18 protein-coding genes are annotated in these 17099 nt (G+C 35.3%); 13 read left to right on the top strand and 5 right to left on the bottom strand.

The window, feature by feature from the left end:
- Nucleotides 1–68 precede the first annotated feature (68 nt).
- Complete coding sequence (locus tag C2I06_RS25050; protein WP_164463695.1) at nucleotides 69–350, top strand: hypothetical protein; 282 nt, start codon at nucleotides 69–71, stop codon at nucleotides 348–350.
- Nucleotides 351–501: 151 nt separating this feature from the next.
- Here C2I06_RS25050 and katA read toward each other — a convergent pair whose 3' ends face one another.
- Nucleotides 502–1956 (bottom strand): catalase KatA, encoded by a 1455-nt coding sequence (katA, locus tag C2I06_RS13110; RefSeq protein WP_095330423.1) that lies wholly within the window; start codon nucleotides 1954–1956, stop codon nucleotides 502–504.
- 379 nt (nucleotides 1957–2335) lie between these two features.
- Here katA and C2I06_RS13105 point away from each other — a divergent pair, with 379 nt between their 5' ends.
- The 3 genes from C2I06_RS13105 to C2I06_RS13095 all read left to right on the top strand — a co-directional run bounded on the left by C2I06_RS13105 (nucleotide 2336) and on the right by C2I06_RS13095 (nucleotide 5175).
- Complete coding sequence (locus C2I06_RS13105) at nucleotides 2336–2866, top strand: shikimate kinase (protein ID WP_095330424.1); 531 nt, start codon at nucleotides 2336–2338, stop codon at nucleotides 2864–2866.
- Between the two features lie 25 nt (nucleotides 2867–2891).
- Nucleotides 2892–3656, top strand: a complete 765-nt coding sequence (aroD, locus tag C2I06_RS13100; RefSeq protein ID WP_095330450.1) for a type I 3-dehydroquinate dehydratase — start codon at nucleotides 2892–2894, stop codon at nucleotides 3654–3656.
- Between the two features lie 145 nt (nucleotides 3657–3801).
- Nucleotides 3802–5175, top strand: a complete 1374-nt coding sequence (locus C2I06_RS13095) for an aldehyde dehydrogenase (RefSeq protein WP_123258178.1) — start codon at nucleotides 3802–3804, stop codon at nucleotides 5173–5175.
- 66 nt (nucleotides 5176–5241) lie between these two features.
- Here the strand turns inward: C2I06_RS13095 and C2I06_RS13090 are convergent, their stop codons facing one another.
- Nucleotides 5242–5784 (bottom strand): hypothetical protein, encoded by a 543-nt coding sequence (locus C2I06_RS13090; protein ID WP_095330426.1) that lies wholly within the window; start codon nucleotides 5782–5784, stop codon nucleotides 5242–5244.
- Nucleotides 5785–5934: 150 nt separating this feature from the next.
- On the opposite strand from C2I06_RS13090, the gene cdaS reads away from it, so the two are divergent.
- Nucleotides 5935–6561: a sporulation-specific diadenylate cyclase CdaS gene (gene cdaS, locus C2I06_RS13085; RefSeq protein ID WP_095330451.1), complete on the top strand. Its 627-nt coding sequence runs from the start codon at nucleotides 5935–5937 to the stop codon at nucleotides 6559–6561.
- Between the two features lie 240 nt (nucleotides 6562–6801).
- Here the strand turns inward: cdaS and C2I06_RS13080 are convergent, their stop codons facing one another.
- The 3 genes from C2I06_RS13080 to C2I06_RS13070 form a co-directional block, all read right to left on the bottom strand.
- The gene (locus tag C2I06_RS13080) at nucleotides 6802–7623 is read right to left on the bottom strand and encodes an STAS domain-containing protein (protein ID WP_095330427.1); all 822 of its coding nucleotides are present in this window, start codon (nucleotides 7621–7623) and stop codon (nucleotides 6802–6804) included.
- Between the two features lie 181 nt (nucleotides 7624–7804).
- Nucleotides 7805–8098 carry a spore coat protein gene (locus C2I06_RS13075; RefSeq protein ID WP_235850282.1) on the bottom strand — a complete coding sequence of 98 codons (294 nt, stop codon included), beginning with the start codon at nucleotides 8096–8098 and terminating at the stop codon, nucleotides 7805–7807.
- A gap of 16 nt (nucleotides 8099–8114) precedes the next feature.
- The gene (locus tag C2I06_RS13070; RefSeq protein WP_095330428.1) at nucleotides 8115–8309 is read right to left on the bottom strand and encodes a spore coat protein; all 195 of its coding nucleotides are present in this window, start codon (nucleotides 8307–8309) and stop codon (nucleotides 8115–8117) included.
- Nucleotides 8310–8544: 235 nt separating this feature from the next.
- Here C2I06_RS13070 and C2I06_RS13065 point away from each other — a divergent pair, with 235 nt between their 5' ends.
- The 8 genes from C2I06_RS13065 to bglB all read left to right on the top strand — a co-directional run bounded on the left by C2I06_RS13065 (nucleotide 8545) and on the right by bglB (nucleotide 17091).
- Nucleotides 8545–8967 carry a YesL family protein gene (locus tag C2I06_RS13065; protein ID WP_123258177.1) on the top strand — a complete coding sequence of 141 codons (423 nt, stop codon included), beginning with the start codon at nucleotides 8545–8547 and terminating at the stop codon, nucleotides 8965–8967.
- 53 nt (nucleotides 8968–9020) lie between these two features.
- The gene (locus C2I06_RS25045; protein WP_164463693.1) at nucleotides 9021–9182 is read left to right on the top strand and encodes a hypothetical protein; all 162 of its coding nucleotides are present in this window, start codon (nucleotides 9021–9023) and stop codon (nucleotides 9180–9182) included.
- Nucleotides 9183–9200: 18 nt separating this feature from the next.
- Nucleotides 9201–10952: a sensor histidine kinase gene (locus C2I06_RS13060; protein WP_123258176.1), complete on the top strand. Its 1752-nt coding sequence runs from the start codon at nucleotides 9201–9203 to the stop codon at nucleotides 10950–10952.
- A gap of 4 nt (nucleotides 10953–10956) precedes the next feature.
- Entirely contained in the window at nucleotides 10957–12498 is a 1542-nt protein-coding gene (locus tag C2I06_RS13055; protein ID WP_123258175.1) for a response regulator transcription factor, read from the top strand.
- A 180-nt stretch (nucleotides 12499–12678) separates the two neighbouring features.
- Nucleotides 12679–13968 (top strand): ABC transporter substrate-binding protein, encoded by a 1290-nt coding sequence (locus tag C2I06_RS13050; protein WP_095330433.1) that lies wholly within the window; start codon nucleotides 12679–12681, stop codon nucleotides 13966–13968.
- A 146-nt stretch (nucleotides 13969–14114) separates the two neighbouring features.
- Entirely contained in the window at nucleotides 14115–15014 is a 900-nt protein-coding gene (locus C2I06_RS13045) for a carbohydrate ABC transporter permease (protein ID WP_095330434.1), read from the top strand.
- A gap of 38 nt (nucleotides 15015–15052) precedes the next feature.
- Nucleotides 15053–15925, top strand: a complete 873-nt coding sequence (locus C2I06_RS13040) for a carbohydrate ABC transporter permease (RefSeq protein WP_235850283.1) — start codon at nucleotides 15053–15055, stop codon at nucleotides 15923–15925.
- A 62-nt stretch (nucleotides 15926–15987) separates the two neighbouring features.
- A complete protein-coding gene (gene bglB / locus C2I06_RS13035) occupies nucleotides 15988–17091 on the top strand; it encodes a beta-galactosidase BglB (RefSeq protein WP_123258174.1) in 1104 nt (367 codons plus the stop codon).
- Nucleotides 17092–17099: the final 8 nt, after the last annotated feature.

Raw genomic sequence — 17099 nt, 5'->3', positions numbered from 1 at the left:
GTTAGAATATAGTTTTTCTATTTTAAGAGTAGCGCTTTCTTGAAGGATTATCAAATAATTGAGATGAAATGGATCGATTGTACGATGGGAAGTCGCAAGCAAAAAGCGGAAAGTCGCAAGCAAAAGGTTCGGAGTCGCAAGCAAAAAGCGGAAAGTCGCAAGCAAGAAGTTCGGAATCGCAAGCAAAAAGCGGAAAGTCGCAAGCAAGAAGTTCGGAATCGCAAGTAAAAAGCGGAAAGTCGCAAGCAAGAGTTCGGAATCACAAGCAAAATGCCGAAACTCGCAATTATATGCCAAAAGCAGCAAGCATTAAGGCAAATGCCGCAATGAAAATAATTCCGACAAAATAACTGCTACAGATTTATCATAAAAATACGTTTGTGTCTAATTCAAAAGGGGTACTGTATCAACAAACAACAGGTTGTAATCTTTTTAGTGTTACAACCTCCTCCAAATAGAAAAGAAAAACCCTCAAAAAAGAGGGTTTTTCGCCAATTATTATTATTTTACTGTTTCGGGAACACTTAGACCCAAGCCTTCAGCAACTTTTGTGCCGTATTCAGGATCTGCTTTGTAGAAGTGACCGATTTGACGAAGCTTGATTTCTTCTAATGCTACAGGCTTCATTGCACCAACAATGTTTGCGACTAATCTTTCGCGTTCTTCTGTAGTCATTAGACGATATAAATCTCCTGCTTGTGTGTAGTGATCATTATGATCATATGCTGCACTTTCGGCTACTCCAGATACTGCAAATGGCGTTGTTTTGTTTTCAGGTGTTTCTTTTGGACCACTAAAGCTATTTGGCTCATAATAAACAGAACCGCCGCCATTGCCATCAAAGCGCATTTGACCATCACGCTGATAGTTATTTACTTCGTTGCGAGGACGGTTAATTGGAAGGGCATTATGGTTTGCACCTACACGGTAGCGATGTGCGTCACTGTAAGCAAATAAACGGCCTTGTAGCATTTTGTCTGGTGACACTTCTACACCAGGTACTAATGTTCCAGGAGAGAATGTAGCTTGCTCCACTTCTGCAAAATAGTTTTCTGGGTTGCGATCAAGTACCATACGACCAACTTCGATTAACGGATAATCTTTTTGTGACCATACTTTTGTTACATCGAATGGATCAAAACGATACGTATCGGCATCCTCTAATGGCATAATTTGCACATAAAGTGTCCAAGCAGGAAAATCTCCTTTTTCTATTGCATTAAATAAATCTTCTGTATGATAATCAGGATTCTCTCCAGCAAGTTTAGCAGCTAAATTAACATCCAGGTTTTTAACCCCTTGTTCTGTTTTAAAATGATATTTAACCCAAACGCCTTCTCCCTCTTCATTTACCCATTTAAAAGTATGGCTTCCGAAACCATGCATATGACGTAATGTTGCTGGAATACCACGATCTGACATCAGGATAGTTACTTGATGTAAAGATTCAGGTGAATGAGACCAGAAATCCCATACAGCTGTTGGGTTTTTTAAATGTGTTTTTGGATCTCTTTTTTGTGTATGGATGAAATCAGGGAATTTAATGGCATCACGAATAAAGAATACAGGTGTATTATTACCAACGATATCATAATTTCCCTCTTCTGTATAAAACTTCACCGCAAATCCACGTGGATCACGAACAGTATCCGCAGAACCTAGCTCCCCTGCAACTGTTGAAAAACGGATAAACATTGGAGTTCTTTTTCCTACTTCAGATAAGAAGTTAGCTTTTGTGTATTTCGTTAAGTCATTTGTCACTTCGAAGTATCCATGAGCTCCAGCCCCTTTAGCATGAACAACTCGCTCAGGTACACGTTCTCTATTAAAATGAGCTAATTTTTCAAGTAAATGTACATCTTGGATTAATGTTGGTCCACGATGGCCAGCAGTAATAGAATTTTGGTTGTCCCCAACTGGTGCTCCCCAGCTAGTCGTTAATCGATTATTTGACATATAAAAAATCACCTCATAATTTAGTTCTTTAGCATATGTATATTATAATATCATCTATAATCAAAAAATCAATATAATTTTATAATAATTATAAATAAGTTCTAAAATAGTAATTTACAAATTGCGTTTAACCATTAAAACTATGTAATACTTGATAGGATTAGAAAATTGAAAAAATAGCTAATAGAGAAAAGAGGTGTATGAATGAGAATATAGGTTAGAAGAAGAACGGATTTTTCGAAAGAAGCTAGCCTTTATCCACTGCATTATATGTGAGATGAAACAGATTTATTCCGATAATCTGCTAGGATATAGACTCGATTTCCCTTATAATGAAAAGAAAGATTTTGCCGGATATAGTTATAGGGGGCTTCATTTCATGCTGCAGAATGAATCAATGAAAGAGAAAAGTATTTTTTTAATAGGGTTTATGGGAGTCGGAAAAACGACGATCGGAAAAGAATTAGCGAAAAAGCTTCAGCGCGAATTTGCGGATGTTGATCATCAGATAGAAGAAAAGTATAACATGACCATTCCAGAAATTTTTAGCCATTATGGAGAAGCTTTTTTTCGAAAAAAAGAAAAAGAACTAATTAAGGCGTTATCGGAACAGAAGGGGAAAGTGATTTCGCTTGGAGGAGGAGCTTTTCTACAAGAAGATATTCGCAATGTTTGTCTAGAAAAGGGGATTGTTATATATATCGATATGTCCTTTGAGGCATGGAAAAAAAGAATCCCATTTATTATTGATAGTAGACCTGTACTGCAAGGAAAGACTGAAGATGAAATAAAGGTATTGTTTAATGCGAGAAAAGAAATTTATAGGAACCACCATCTGAAAGTCACAACCGATGGAAACAAGGTAGAGGAAACTGTTGATACTATTATAGATTCTTTGGATATTACTTAGAAGAAAGCTGTTGGAGGGGAAAATGGTGAGTAAAAGCATAAAGGTAAGAGAGGTTATTATTGGAGAAGGAATCCCCAAAATTTGTGTTTCTCTTATTGGTAGAACAAAAGAAGAGCTAAGGGAAGAAGCAGCAGCCTTAAAGGAGCTGAGGATAGATATCCTTGAATGGCGTGCAGATTATTTCACAGAAATAAATAATAAAAAAAGGGTAATAGAAATGCTGCAGCAAGTAAGAGAAATAATTGGCAATATTCCTTTACTATTTACATTTCGTACAGCAAAAGAGGGGGGCGAAAGACAAATAGAGGAGCAAGAATATTTCTCGTTATACAAAAGTGTGCTAGAAACAGGACTGATTGATTTACTAGACATAGAGTTATTCATGGAGGCGGAAGCCATTAAAGAAGTTGTAAATATGGCCCATTCTAAACAAATTGCCGTTGTCGTATCTAATCATGATTTTGACAAAACACCATCTAAGGAAGAAATTGTTTCACGCCTACAAATGGCGCGCCAGCTAGGTGCTGATATTCCCAAAATTGCGGTCATGCCAAAATCAGTTAAGGATGTTATAGCATTATTAGATGCGACTGTTACGATGAAGGAAGAAGCCCCCAATCAACCGATTGTCACGATGTCAATGGGAGGAAAAGGAGCTGTGAGCAGGATGGCAGGAGAAGTATTTGGGTCTGCAATTACATTTGCTGCAGCAAATAAGGCATCTGCACCAGGACAAATTCCATTAGAAGAGTTGAGAACTATTTTAAATGTTTTACATAAAAGCTTATAACAAGGATTTCGTGTAAGAAACCTCATTCTTATACGAAATCCTTGTTGTTATTTTTTAACTGTGTTTTTTTAAACTTGCTTATAGGAAGAATTACTTGATACACTCATCATTAAAATAATACCCATTAAGGGAGCGTAAATAGAAAATGGAAGTAAATCAAAGATTAGAACAAACAAATTCATTCTATTCGACGCAAGCAACATTGCCCCTTGCTTTTCGAATAGAACAGCTGGAAAAATTAAAAAATGCTATTTTAGAAAAAGAACCTCTTCTTATAAAGGCATTGCAGAAAGACTTGGGAAAGCATCCTTTTGAATCCTATGCCTCTGAAATTGGCTTTGTACTTCAGAGTATTCGTCATACAAAGAGACACTTAAAGAGATGGATGAAGCCCCAAAAAGCAAAAAGTACATGGAGTCTATTTCCTTCAACGGGGAAAACTGTATATGAGCCATATGGAACGGTGCTTATTATCGGTCCATTTAACTATCCTTTTCAATTATTAATCGAGCCTTTAATTGGGGCCATCGCCGCAGGAAATTGTGCGATCTTAAAGCCTTCAGAGCTTGTACCAACAGTTTCAGCTGTTGTAACAGACATGATAAATAATATCTTTGAGCCTGCCTATATTAGTGCGGTAGAAGGGGGGATAGAAACGAATCAAGCATTGATACAGGCTAATTTTGATTATATTTTCTTTACAGGCAGTACGAAGGTAGGGAAAATTGTGATGGAAGCAGCGTCTCAGCACTTAACACCTGTAACGCTTGAATTAGGTGGGAAAAGTCCAGTAATCATCGATGAGACTGCAAATTTAAATATAGCGGCCAAACGTATTATTTGGGGAAAAACGTTAAATGCCGGACAAACATGTGTAGCACCAGATTATATTATGGTACATGAGTCAGTTAAAGAACCCTTGATTGCTGAAATGAAAAAGACACTAGGGAACTATTTTGGAGAAGAGATTGAAGATAAAGAAGACTTTGGCCGAATTGTGAGTGATCGACATTTTCAGCGTTTAATAGCAATGCTAGAAGCTGATCGGAAGACCATCCTTTTTGGCGGGAAGAACAATCGAGATACACGTTTTATTGAACCCACGCTACTGGATGCTACGTGGGATTCCGCAACAATGCAAGAAGAAATCTTTGGACCGCTTTTGCCTATTTTAACTTATACAAATCTAGATGAAGCAATGAAGTCGATTAGGAAGCTGGATAAACCGTTAGCACTCTACCTTTTTACAAACAATAAGGAAACAGAAGCAAAAGTGATTCGTTGCCTATCATCAGGAGGTGTTTGTATTAATGATGTGTTAACCCACATTGTCCCGCCTAGTCTGCCTTTTGGCGGTGTAGGCGCCTCGGGAATGGGAGCTTATCATGGTGAATACAGTTTTAAAACATTCTCTCATCAAAAAAGTATTCTTAGGAAAAGTACTAAAGTAGATATTCCGTTTCTTTTTCCACCATACACGAAAAGGAAAGAGAAGGTAATTCGCAAAGTACTTAAATAATAATGAAGTGAAGAACCCCAATGACATGTATATAAAAAACTGAAAGAGAGTGGAACTTCTTAAAGATTAGTTCCCTCTAAATTCAGTAATTCCAAAAGTCTGCTCATAATTATAGCCATTAAAATAAATATCTAAATCGTGGAAGTAGCGATGCAGATTCCGCATGGCGACACGATCATCTTTCTCTGCCACTATTTGAGCATTTGTGCTAATATCACTAATATCCTGCTTAATTTGCTCATTGTTAACCTTTATATTCTTTATAGCCTCAAGGATGGCTAAAGCTGCTTCTTTTTGTTTATCATAGTTTGTTGTTTCCAGTCTGCCCCAACCTAATGTTTCATTATAAAAATTATGCCATTTAGAAATAAAGGTGTGTCCACTTGTGCCATCTGCCAGAACAACCACTTCCTCATTGACCGGTGTATTGACCTGTTCTTTATCAAAGCTTTCTTCTGTCTCCGATGAAGCTTGTTTTACAACTGGACGGTCGTTTTCTTTCTGCATGGGGGATTTGCTGTCAAATAATGATTGGAAAATAAAATAGGAAGAAACTCCTATTGCGGTAACAGATAGTAAAATTATAATAGTCCAAGTCCAAAATTTCATATGTAAAATTTTGCCTCCCTAAGTAATATTCAACTATCAGTCTATCATTTGCGAAAAGGGAATACAATCATGCAAAACCCTTTGAATGATTATCTTGCTTGTATAAATTCATTAAAGCTGGACAAGGTAACAAAAAAAGGGAGTGTTGGTATGGAAGGAGACAACCATTTACCTAATGAGTTTAATCAGGAGATGCATCAATTATTGGAGGATTTAGAGGCGGAACTTAGCGAACTAAAAAATACGCTGGATGAAAAAGATTGCTGTATTTTAAACGATTTTGAGGAAGTAAATAAGTTATTTAAAAGTATTCATCATCGTGCAGCTACATTTTATTTACAATTATATTTAAAGCCATATACTAAGAATTTAGAAATCCTTACTGCTAGCGCCCAAGCTCTTTCTGATAAACGACATGGAGCGTTAATAGCTATTAAGCGTAAGGATTCTTTAGACAGATTGATTCATTCTGGAATCCCCTTACATGCAAAATTATCTGCTTCTTTACTAGAAGCAATTTTTTATCCTGGAAACCCATTGCACGATGGGGGAGTGTTAATCGAAGAGGATTCGATTATTTCTGCAGGCAATATATTTCCAACTGCAAGTAAATTTAACGGTAAGGATAAATTAGGAACAAGACATAGAGCAGCCATTGGGTTAAGTGAAATATCAGATGCATTAGTGATTGTTGTATCAGAGGAAACTGGGAGAATATCGTTTACATTGGATGGAGTATTATATCCCATTCAGCCAGGTGAGATAAATATAACCTAGCAGTATAGGAGTAGAATTAAAAAATTTGCATGGGGAAATACCATTCAAAAATAAAGAAACCTAAATACACGGTCGCCCTCCATAGAAGCTGTTAGAATGTCCGAATCCTTTTAGTATGAAGCGAACTAGCCTTCGCCTCTTAGGAAGCAAGGTGTATTCAGGTTGAAGAGTTGAATTTCAACTTATATTCAGATCACTATTTACAGATGATTACTATCTACAGTATTTTCAATAGAAACCTTAAAGAATATTCTTTAAGGTTTCTTGGAGGGTGCCTCTAGTTTCAGCATTTTTTTCAAAATGAATACCGGCATGCACCATTTTTTTTACTAACTCTGGTCTTAGTCCAGTAAGGATGGCATTACAACCCATCATAGAAATACCAGCTAATACTTTTTCAAAATAATCAATTACATCCATTTCCATTTTTGCTGTACCTGAAAGATCTATTACTAATGTTTGGATTTTTGAATCTGATATATCGTTTAAAACTTTCTCCTCAATTACTTTAATTCTATACGAGTCAATGGTACCGATTAATGGTAAGACGGAAATAGATTGTTTAATAGGAATAATGGGAACAGATAAATGTTCAACCATTTTTCTTTGTTTATTCAGCATCTCATCTTTATAATGCGTATAGCTAAGGAAAAAATTATTTAAAAATTGATCTATCTTTTCATTAAATAATTTTTCCATGCCATAATAATCCTCGCGATTATGAATGATATCCTTATCCTCATCAATCATTCTAATAAAATGCCATAATGTTCTTCTGATGGCTTGAACCCATTCTAGCTTTAACTCTAAGGTCAAAGAGTGTTTAGCCCATGCAATTCCTTCTACTTTGGCAAAAGAAATTAAATCTGCCTCTTGTTGATCTACTGTGTAAAATATCAATTTTTTGGCGTTTTTTAATAAATCAATATTGCCTTTATTTAATATATCAGTAATTTTTATCGATACGTTTGTTGCTTCTGTCAGTAATTTTTGATTGAAGGTGTTCCCATTCTCATTAATGAAATTTTTTAATTCGTCCTTTATGTACATTATTGTGTTCATTTTCGTTACTCCCATGGATTCAATTTAAGTATGAAAAATACTAAACTACACAAATAATAGTTTTTAATAAAACATCTTTACCCTATTATAAACATATTTAAACCTCAAATATTAAAATATTGATTTAAAGTTTAAAAAAGAAGGAGATAAGCTGACTATATCACTTATCTCCTTTTTTTATTTATTTTACTAATTCTAATGATTGGTCTAATTTTTCTTTATCATGCTCTAATTGTTTATCCACATCATAGGCATAGTACATATTATTTTTAATCATATAGTTGGCGATTTTAGCATGATTGTCAATCGCTTCATTGAGTTGTTTCTTAAGGATTTCTCTTACTTGTGGAGAAGCTGTCTCTGTTAAGGCAACGGCGTACGTTCTTACCGTTGCTTTAGCAGAAACCAGTAGCTCCGTAGCAATTAACTCATCACTCATTTTTCCAGTGGCCTTTAATTTATCCATGAAACTCATTCTAATCACCTTCCCTTTATTGTTTTAGAATTTGCTGCAGTTCTTTGATTGCTTTCTCTGAACTGGATACATCATTATCTAGAATTGCTTTTAAAGTATCATCTTCAACCAGGGATTGTAATGCATAGGATTTTACTAGACAACTCTGTTTTAACGTCAGTACTTCATGTAATTCTAACGTTTCATGTATTGCTAATTTAGTAGAAGCCATGTTTCCTCTTCCTCCTCCTGTTGGACTTGTCTTTTCTGTACTTGATATAGCCGCAATTGGATAGATTTAAACCAATTGCGTATCCGATAGGAGTGAAATGAGCCGGTTAATTATTTCTAGAATTGGGATATTATAGAAATTTTTCGATTGATTTTCCTTATCTTTACACTAGGATATGTAAAGGCTTACAAAATTAGTGTACAATAGTTAAAAATATAATAAGGGAGATGGGAGATTGGTACACAGTTTAACAAATGGTGTCTATAAGTTTTGTGAATGGGTAACGCGACTAGCTTATGTAAATTTACTATGGATCTTCTTTACAGTTTTAGGATTGGGATTTTTTGGATGGATGCCAGCAAGTATTGCTCTGTTTTCCATTACAAAAAAATGGGTGAATGGGGAAAATGATATCCGCATTTTTCCTCTATTTTGGGCCAGCTATAAACAAGATTGGTGGAAAGGTAATATTCTTGGGATGATTTTCATGCTTATTTTTTTGTTGCTTTATTTGGATTTTTGGATTATTGGTATATTGGATGGCCCCACAACACTTCTTCTTTTTTTTATTTTTGGATTATTTCTTTTTTTAGTACGACTTTTTTATATCTTCTACCAGTTTATACATACTACGATCTCAAGTTGTTACAGTGCATAAAATATGCATTTGTTATCGGATTTCTACGGCCTGCCCATACAGTAGGAATCTTTATGGCTGTATTTAGTATAGCTTTTCTGGCATCACTTCATATAACGCTTCTTCTATTCTTTAGTATTAGTACCCTTGCATTTGTTATTACCTGGCTGGCGTGCAAAGCTTTTGGCAGTATTGATCATCGTTTAAAGAAAGTGACCCAACAAAGGATTGGTTAAAAGGAAAAGGGGTTAACGATGAAACATTTCATTTTATCTATTTTAAATAAATACCGACAGTTAAAAATAAAGAAAAAGCTGACGTTAACCATTTTATTCATAATGGTTGGTTCTCTATCCTTTTTATTAATTGGATTTCAATATGCCTTTCATGTATATGATCAATTATATTATCAAAAGACAACAGAAGCATTGCATATGTCATCCAAGCAACTAGAAAAGGAATTAAAAAGTATTGAGGAAGTTTCCTTTTCCCTTATGACAGATAATAAAATTCAAACCATTTTATCGGAAATAAAGCTGGATTCCAATCCATATCAGCGATATCAGCTGGAAAATCAGCTTTGGGATCTGCTGACAGAGTATGTAGGATCTTCAAAATATATACATTCGATTCATATATTTGATGCTAATGGGAGGGAATATCGAGCTGGCGGGTATACATCATCCATTATTTCGAACAAAAAGGAGAAATGGATCGAGATAGGAGAAAGAAAAAAAGGAGCTAATCAGTGGGTAACAGAGACAGACAGCAATAAGATCTTTGCTATTCGCAAAATCAGAACCCATCAGAACTTGAGTTTAGATAATTTAGGCACACTCCTTATTCAAGTCAATGTAGATAAAATTGTAGAAGACAGTGTATCAGAAAATAATAAAGTGACAAGTAATATGATGATTAGCGGAGAAGATAATCAATTCTTTTATAAAGGAATATTCAAAGAAATAGAAAATATCCCCTATTTGCCGAATCAGAAGGTCGGCTATGAAATTCAGTCAATAGGCGGTCAGAAATACTTTATTACCCATACTTCTTCCTCCTATGTTAACTGGGTTTATTGGAATATTGTGTCATTTGATTCGATTATTGCAAAAGTGCAAACAACAAAATACACTATGCTGGCGATTTTCTTTTTGCTGAACTTAGTTGTTTTATTTATGGCAATCGTTTTTTCTAGTAAACTGACAAAGCCGATAGAACAGTTAGTGTCTGCGATGAAAAATGTCCAAAAAGGAGATTTATCCATAAAAAATACATTGCAGCCTATGCAAGCGAAAGATGAGATCGGCATTCTTACTGATCATTTTATCTTGATGATTGAACGTATTAATACATTAATCAAAGAAAACTATGAGAAACAATTATTAATTAAGGATACAGAATTTAAAGCATTACAGGCACAAATAAACCCCCATTTTTTATACAACACATTGGAATCGATTAATTGGCAGGCAAAGATGAATCGGCAAACTGATATTTCCAGTATGGTGGAGTCATTGGGTTACTTATTGCGGAATGCCATTAGTGCAAAAAATGATGCAGTTCTGTTAGAAGAGGAGATATTTATTGTAGATCATTATATAAGAATACAAAAATATCGATATGGTGACCGCTTAATTTTTCATAAAATGATACCTCCAGAGACGAAGAATTGCTATATACCTAAATTGATGATTCAGCCGCTCGTAGAAAATGCTATTCATTATGCACTCGAACAGATGATAGAGCCTTGCAAAATAACGGTCCATGCTGTTCTTAGAGAAAATAATTTGCATATTACAGTAGAGGATAATGGACCAGGAATGGAGGAGGAATTATTAGCAAAAGTTAGAAAGCAGGAAGTAAGAACAAGAGGAACTGGAATCGGCCTCTATAATATTGATTCACGGATAAAGCTTCTATACGGTGAGGAATTTGGTTTAATAATTAAAAGTAAACGAGGAACAGGAACACAAGTACATCTAATTATTCCAAATAAATGGCGGTGAGAACATGTATAGGGTAATTCTAGTAGATGATGAAAAAATCATTTTAGATGGCATTTCTAGTATTATTGACTGGGATATGTTACATACAAGGCTCGTGGGTAAGGCTGCCAATGGGATAGAAGCCTATCAATTAATTAAAAATTTACAGCCTCATATTGTTATTAGTGATATAAAGATGCCGGGATTAAATGGCATTGAGTTAGTTTCTAAAATTAAAAAGGAATATCCTTCTATCCATTTTATCCTTCTATCTGGATTTTCCGAATTTCATTTTGCGAAAAAAGCAATGGAGTATGGAGTTAAACATTATTTATTAAAGCCTTGTAACGAAAAGCAAATTATGGAAGCGATCCAACAGACGATTAGTGAAATTCGGATTAAAGAAAAAAGAAAGCGTTACTTGCTAGAAATGAAAAAGAAAATGGATACTGTGCAGCCTTTTGTAAAAAAGCAATTGCTGACAGAGCTTGTTACTAGTAAAAAATCAGAAAAAAACGTTTTAGCCTATTATCAGAGAATTTTTCATACTAGATTAGAAGATAAGAAAGTTTGTGTTGTGCTGTTTCATCTCGAAGGAGATTTTAACTATGAACATTTATTTATGTTAGAGAATGTTGGAAGCGATATTTTTGGATCACCCATTTTTTCGTCTAATATCGGAGAATATATATTGTTTCTAGTAGATGAAAATAATGGACAGGAAGAATTACAAGAGAGAATTGAAGAGATCCGTAAAAATTTCTATGCTGTCTACGAAATGGATATGACGGTTGCCGTGAGTGGAGCAGGTCCTATTACATTAACGCGAAAACTTTATCAAGAAGCGCTTGAATGTCTAAGTCATCGTTTTTATTTAGGAGAGGGAAGCATAATAACAAAAAAAGATATTCAGCAGGAACAGGAAATAAATAACTTGGAATTTGGGGATTTACCATTGTTTTTAGAAATAAAATCAGGAAATTGGAACAAAGTAAAGCAAGAGATGGACGATATATTCCAGCAAATTGCGGTTAAAAGAGATCCAATTCATTTGACAAGAACCTATGTTATTCAACTTTTTCTCACCATGATCCAAGCATGCTGTGCAAAAAGCCTGTCTGACTATATGGGGAAAATCACCTATTTACTAGAAGTGGATAGTATTCAGGCCATGAAGGAGTTTCTACTCCATCATACAAAGGAAATCACCTTTATCTATTATGAAAAACATAAATCTTCTCAGTCGCATATAATCGAGCAAATGAAAGAAATAATTAATAGTGAATTAAGCAATCCAGCCCTTTCCTTAAAGTGGGTTGCCAAACAGGTTTATATGAATGCAGATTATTTAGGCAAATTATTTAAGCAAGAAACAGGGGAAAAGTTTTCGACATATGTGACGAAAATGAGAGTGAATAAGGCAATGGAAGAAATTCAGAAGACGGATGATGTAAAAATACTAACACTGGCAGAAATGATTGGATTCGGTGATAATCCGCAATACTTTAGCCAGGTATTTAAAAAACATACTGGCTATACTCCTTCTGAATATAAGAACGCACGGTAGAAAAGCTCCTCATCTCTTTGAGAAAGAAGAGATGAGGAGCTTTTTTACTGATGGATTTTCTAAAATGAATACCTCTGTTTTTTAAACAGGATTTCTCTATTTTTTATATTCCATCATGTGATAATAACAATTAAAATCATAATGAAAGCACTTACAATAAAGAAGGAAGAGGGGGATTTGGTGAGGAAGATTCTCATTTTAGCCTTAAGTCTGTTTGTGGTAACAGCATTTAGCGGTTGTAGTGCATCTAGCAGTAACGAATCAGATGGAAAAAATGGCAGCGACAAGATTACCATCCGGTTTGCGTGGTGGGGTGGACAGCCTCGTCATGATTACACAACAAAAGTTATTGAGATGTATGAGAAGGAAAATCCTAACGTGAACATCGAGCCAGAGTTTGCTAACTGGGATGATTATTGGAAAAAGCTAGCTCCGCAGGCTGCAGCAAACCAATTACCTGATGTAATTCAAATGGATATGGCCTATTTATCTCAGTATGGAGAAAAAGGACAATTGGAAGATTTAACACCTTATCTTGAAAATGGAACAATAGATACAGCAAATATTCCTGAAAATAATATTTCAGGAGGAAAAATTGATGATAGCCTTTATGGGTTACCTGCAGGTGTGAACGTATTATCTGTTATTTCAAATGATCGCTTATTAAAAGAGGCTGGAATTGAGTTTGACAGCCAAACTTGGTCATGGGATGACTACGAAAAAACAGCCTTGCAGCTACAAGAAAAACTAGGAATCTATGGTTCGAATGGGATGCATCCCCCAGATGTATTCTTCCCATATTATTTAAGAACACAAGGGGAGCGTTTTTATAAGGAAGATGGTACAGGGTTAGCTTACAAGGATGATCAATTATTTATTGATTACTTTGAAAGACAATTGCGCTTAATCGAGGCAGATGCATCGCCAACTCCAGATGAACAAGCACAAATAAAAGGGATGGAAGATGACTTTATTGTAAAAGGTGCTACTGGATTTACATGGAATTACTCTAATCAATACTTAGCATTTTCTCAATTAACCGATGATTCACTTACTATTAACTTCCCTCCAGCACAAGAAAGTGCCTTATTCTTAAAACCAAGTATGTTATTCTCTATTCCGAAAAGTTCGAAGGTAAAAGAAGAGGCAGCAAAATTTATTGATTACTTTGTGAATAATGTGGAAGCAAATAAATTGATTAAAGGAGAAAGAGGGGTACCAGTTTCTACTGAAGTATCTGAGGCAATCAAGCCAGAGTTAAGCGAGTCAGAAACAAAAATTGTCGAATATGTGGAAGCTGCGGCACAGCATGCAACCGAGGCAGATCCGCCAGATCCAATTGGAAGCGCAGAAGTAATTAAATCACTGAAAGATGTTTCTGATCAAATATTATTTAAACAAATTAAGCCAGCAGAAGGGGCAAAGAAATTTAGAGAACAAGCAAATGAAATTCTAGGAAGAAATAAATAGGGAGCTGCTTAACCACACTATTGAAGCACATAATTTCGTTAAATCATAATATGTAAAACTTGAACTAGGCAAAAAACATATGCACGAAAAGTTCTATTTTGAATGATTCGTGCTTTATTTCTGATTAGAAAGGAGTTGGATTCGAAATGAAATCACGTGCATTAAAAGATAATTTATCCGGATACGCTTTTATATCACCATTTATTATTGGATTTACGACATTTACCGTTGTGCCGATGCTTATTTCCTTATACTTATCCTTTACTAATTATGATTTATTTACAACCCCGACATGGATAGGGCTTGGTAATTATAAAGAAATGTTCTTTGGAGATGAAAAGTTTTGGAAATCATTAAGTGTTACTTTTTATTATGTACTTGCAGGTGTTCCTCTTCGTTTAATGTTTGCTTTATTTGTAGCGATGCTTTTAAACCAAAACATGAAAGGAATAGGGATTTACCGCGTACTTTTTTATCTTCCATCGATTATCGGAGGTAGTGTGGCAGTTGCGATTATGTGGCGTAATATTTTTGGAAACGAAGGAGTAATCAATGCGTTATTGTTCTTTATGGGGATTGATAAGAAAATTCTGTGGTATCAAGATCCTACAAGCGCGTTATGGACATTGATTCTACTTGCTGTATGGCAGTTTGGTTCTTCCATGCTTATCTTCCTGGCAGGGCTAAAAAATATTCCGCCAACATACTATGAAGCGGCAAGTGTAGATGGCGCAAATGCCATTCGCAAATTTTTCAAAATCACATTACCACTCTTAAGCCCCATTATTTTCTTTAATTTAGTCATGCAAACAATATCTGCCTTTATGACTTTTACACCAGCTTATATTATTTCAAAAGGGGAGGGTGGTCCTTTAGATGGTACTTTACTATACCCGCTTTATTTATTCCAAAAAGCATTTAACTTTTTCCAAATGGGATATGCATCTGCCATGGCCTGGGTAATGTTGATTATCGTAGGTCTCACCACACTCATTCTATTTAAAACATCATCCTTATGGGTTTATTACGAGTCAAAGGAGGATTAATAAAGGTGGAGACAATTAAACAAGCAACAAATAATGTTATCGAACCAGACATCAGGCCAACAATAGAAAAGAAAAGGAAAAAAATCAGACCGAAAAAAATACTTTTTCATCTGATTACTAGCATCATTGCTATTATCATGCTCTATCCTGTCATATGGTTAATTGTGAGCTCCTTTAAAGAAAGTTCTTCTATCTTTGTTACTGCTCATTCGCTTATTCCGGAAAAATTTATTTGGACCAACTATGCAGATGGATGGCAGGGAATTGCTGGACAGTCCTTTGGTACTTTTATTAAAAACTCTTTGATTATTGTTGGACTTTCCACCATTGGCGCGGTAGTTTCGTCTGCGCTAATCGCTTATGGATTCGCGAGAATTCAGTTTAAAGGCAAAAGCTTTTGGTTTGCATGCATGATGGTGACGATGATGCTTCCACATGAAGTATTAATGATTCCTCAATATATCATCTTTGCCAAAATAGGCTGGATAAATAGTTTTAAACCAATCGTTGTTCCACAGTTTTTTGGGCATGCCTTTTTCATCTTTTTAATTGTCCAGTTTATTCGTACCATCCCTGTAGAGTTAGATGAAGCAGCTAGAATAGATGGATGCGGCCGCTTTAGTATCTTCTTTCGCATCATATTACCTTTGATAACACCGGCGTTAGCTACCTCTGCTATTTTTTCGTTTTATTGGAAATGGGAAGATTTAATCAATCCGGTTTTATATTTAAATAAAGCAGAATTATATCCAGTTTCCCTAGCTTTAAAATTATTTTTAGATACAGAATCAGCATCAAATTGGGGAGCAATGTTTGCCATGTCTGTTGTCTCATTATTACCAGTTATTTTGATATTTTTCTTATTCCAAAAGTATATTGTGGAAGGTATCAGTACAAGTGGCTTGAAATAGCACTGGGAAAAGAAATCTTTATAACTGAACATTTTCTTTATTCTTTACATGGAGGGAAAGAGATGGTTGATACAGGACTTTTGTTAGAAAAACAAAAAGTGGTTGGTTCGATAGAAAAGTTGATGGAGAATTTAGCGAGTATTAAAGATCAAACAGGTGAGTACTTACTACATTTTGATGGAGTTGTGGTGGATGATAAAAGCTGGGAAGTATGGAATTGGCCACAGGGTGTAGGCTTATATGGAATCTATAATTATTGGAAAATATCGAATGATCAAAAGGCAAAGCAAATAATCACAGAATGGTATTACCGAAGATTAAAAGAGGGAGTTCCACCTAAAAATGTCAATACGATGGCGCCTCTGCTTACCTTGGCATACCTCTATGAAGATACAAGGGATCAAACGTATTTACCTTATTTAGAGAAGTGGGCTGACTGGGTGCTATATGAAATGCCAAGGACAAAAGAAGATGGACTTCAGCACATGACCTATGGACCTGAAAATAAAAATCAGCTATGGGATGATACACTAATGATGACTGTTTTACCTCTTGCAAAAATTGGAAAACTGCTTCGTAACCAAATGTATATAGAAGAAGCGAAAAAGCAGTTTCTTATTCATACAAAATATCTTTGTGATCGAAAAACAGGATTATGGTTCCATGGCTGGACGTTTGAGGAGGATCACCATTTTGCAGAGGCTCTATGGGCACGAGGTAATTGCTGGATTACCATTGCTATTCCTGAAATAATCGATTTGCTTGAACTGCCAAAGGGAGATTTCTTTCGTGAATATTTATTAGAGACACTAACTAGGCAGATAGAGACATTAAAAGAATATCAACATGAAACAGGTATGTGGCATACCTTGATTACCGACCGATCCTCCTATTTAGAGGCATCCGCCACGGCTGGCTTTGCGTACGGAATATTGAAAGCAGTTCACAAAAGGTACATTGGCTCGGAATATAAAGAGATTGCTTTAAAGGCAGTACAGGCAATTATCCAAGAAATAAATGAACAAGGTGCTTTACAAAAAGTATCAGTAGGAACTGGAATGGGAGAAACACTGGAATTTTATCGCCAAATTCCGATGACTACGATGCCATATGGACAGTCATTAGCTATTTTATGTCTATCCGAATTTTTATACACTTATTGTTAGCAGACAGT

This window comes from Niallia circulans (assembly GCF_003726095.1).
Classification (GTDB): Bacteria; Bacillota; Bacilli; order Bacillales; family Cytobacillaceae; genus Niallia; species Niallia circulans_A.
This window is presented reverse-complemented; position numbering and strand designations above follow the sequence as displayed.

What these genes read in the sequence shown, in the direction of transcription:
- C2I06_RS25050 (WP_164463695.1), top strand. Translation starts at nt 69, where the DNA reads ATGGATCGATTGTACGATGGGAAGTCGCAAGCAAAAAGCGGAAAGTCG.
- katA (WP_095330423.1), bottom strand. Translation starts at nt 1,956, where the DNA reads ATGTCAAATAATCGATTAACGACTAGCTGGGGAGCACCAGTTGGGGAC.
- C2I06_RS13105 (WP_095330424.1), top strand. Translation starts at nt 2,336, where the DNA reads ATGCTGCAGAATGAATCAATGAAAGAGAAAAGTATTTTTTTAATAGGG.
- C2I06_RS13095 (WP_123258178.1), top strand. Translation starts at nt 3,802, where the DNA reads ATGGAAGTAAATCAAAGATTAGAACAAACAAATTCATTCTATTCGACG.
- C2I06_RS13090 (WP_095330426.1), bottom strand. Translation starts at nt 5,784, where the DNA reads ATGAAATTTTGGACTTGGACTATTATAATTTTACTATCTGTTACCGCA.
- cdaS (WP_095330451.1), top strand. Translation starts at nt 5,935, where the DNA reads ATGGAAGGAGACAACCATTTACCTAATGAGTTTAATCAGGAGATGCAT.
- C2I06_RS13080 (WP_095330427.1), bottom strand. Translation starts at nt 7,623, where the DNA reads ATGAACACAATAATGTACATAAAGGACGAATTAAAAAATTTCATTAAT.
- C2I06_RS13075 (WP_235850282.1), bottom strand. Translation starts at nt 8,098, where the DNA reads ATGAGTTTCATGGATAAATTAAAGGCCACTGGAAAAATGAGTGATGAG.
- C2I06_RS13070 (WP_095330428.1), bottom strand. Translation starts at nt 8,309, where the DNA reads ATGGCTTCTACTAAATTAGCAATACATGAAACGTTAGAATTACATGAA.
- C2I06_RS25045 (WP_164463693.1), top strand. Translation starts at nt 9,021, where the DNA reads ATGGCTGTATTTAGTATAGCTTTTCTGGCATCACTTCATATAACGCTT.
- C2I06_RS13060 (WP_123258176.1), top strand. Translation starts at nt 9,201, where the DNA reads ATGAAACATTTCATTTTATCTATTTTAAATAAATACCGACAGTTAAAA.
- C2I06_RS13055 (WP_123258175.1), top strand. Translation starts at nt 10,957, where the DNA reads ATGTATAGGGTAATTCTAGTAGATGATGAAAAAATCATTTTAGATGGC.
- C2I06_RS13045 (WP_095330434.1), top strand. Translation starts at nt 14,115, where the DNA reads ATGAAATCACGTGCATTAAAAGATAATTTATCCGGATACGCTTTTATA.
- bglB (WP_123258174.1), top strand. Translation starts at nt 15,988, where the DNA reads ATGGTTGATACAGGACTTTTGTTAGAAAAACAAAAAGTGGTTGGTTCG.